Source organism: Plesiomonas sp. (assembly GCF_051650925.1).
GTDB lineage: Bacteria > Pseudomonadota > Gammaproteobacteria > Enterobacterales > CAMTGL01 > Plesiomonas.
This window is the reverse complement of record NZ_JBOFRH010000138.1, coordinates 1-1,269: the sequence shown is the minus strand read 5'-3', so window position 1 is coordinate 1,269 and position 1,269 is coordinate 1. Positions and strand designations below refer to the sequence as shown.

Here is a 1,269-nt window from a genome sequence, read left to right as displayed (position 1 = left end):
GTGCTTACGCTGCGAAATATTCTTCGATGCCATTGAATACTCGCGAATTTTACGCACATGCTTTGGCATCAGCAAAGTTTTTTTACCCATGAAGGACTGATTTCTCAGCAATTAAGTATGAAATCACGTTGTAGCGCAGAAAATGTAATCAGCTAATTAGCAATACGCACAAAAACGATCGCGTAGCGTAATCAGCTTGTTGACATTAGGCCATTTACTGCAAACCAAGTGAGTCAGAGGTGGCTAAAACAGCCTAAATTTTGGTTTCGCTACGCGAAAATTTGTTGGCACTGTATCAGGCCGATTTTCAGATTTCACATAGCGCGATCAGCCTAAATCAGCGCATGAGCGAGTTAATAAGATGAGTGGGTTATGTGAAGTGTCGATAACATTAGGCCAGCAGCTTTAGAACCACCAAACACCTAAGCGACATCACCGCTTGAATGCGCACAATGTATATTATGTTAAATCAATAATGAAAAAGGAACTTCATGCATTATCCGCCGGCCAGACCATGCTAACGGATGCTCTATATAACAATCTACTAACAATCGACACTCGCCTACTCCACCTATAAATCACTGTGATCTGCGTTCATTTTTCACACAGTTCTGTCAGCGATAAAATCCAACCATGGCGTCGGCAACGTTTCACTCAGTAGACGTTGTTGTTCTTCAGTTCGCGAGTTCCAAAATGGCTGCCAGAAATATTCCCACCAATATGCGAGTTCACCTTGCAGTGATCCGAACTCGTCCGGATTTAACTGCGGAAATGTCTCCATCGGCATTGGCGCTAACCAACGACTTGCCGATTGAATGCACTCAACACACTGCGCATCATTAGTCACTACCGTAACTATGATTCCCGCAAATGCTGAGTGCTGGCACAGATAGATGCTCGGAGTTTGATCAGATACTGATGACTCACTCCCATCCATAAAACTAGCATTCGCGAAACATGATTTTTGCTGTGAGGTTTGCAATGGCTGAGTCAGTAGCCGTTGTGCTGTTTGCTCTGGTATGACGGAATCCGTTGCATAACCCAGCTGGCTCAGCAACTCGGTGAGAAACGGCATTTGCTCTGACTTGATCAACCAAGATAATGTCCAGGCTTGGAACTCAGGTATAGATGACGCTGTTGCCAGCGGATACCCTACTCTTTCCGGCAAACTTTGCGTGGCATAAGGCATTAGAAATGGTAGCGCCCATTTGGGATAACGCCGGCGTAAAACATGCAATCTGGCTGCATCACGCATGCGCACTATACGTG

1 pseudogene is annotated in these 1,269 nt (G+C 45.2%); it reads right to left on the bottom strand.

Features of this window, described 5'->3' with window-relative positions:
* Positions 1 to 601 precede the first annotated feature (601 nt).
* Positions 602 to 1,269, bottom strand: a pseudogene (locus ACRC27_RS03075) (hypothetical protein); the annotation flags it as partial.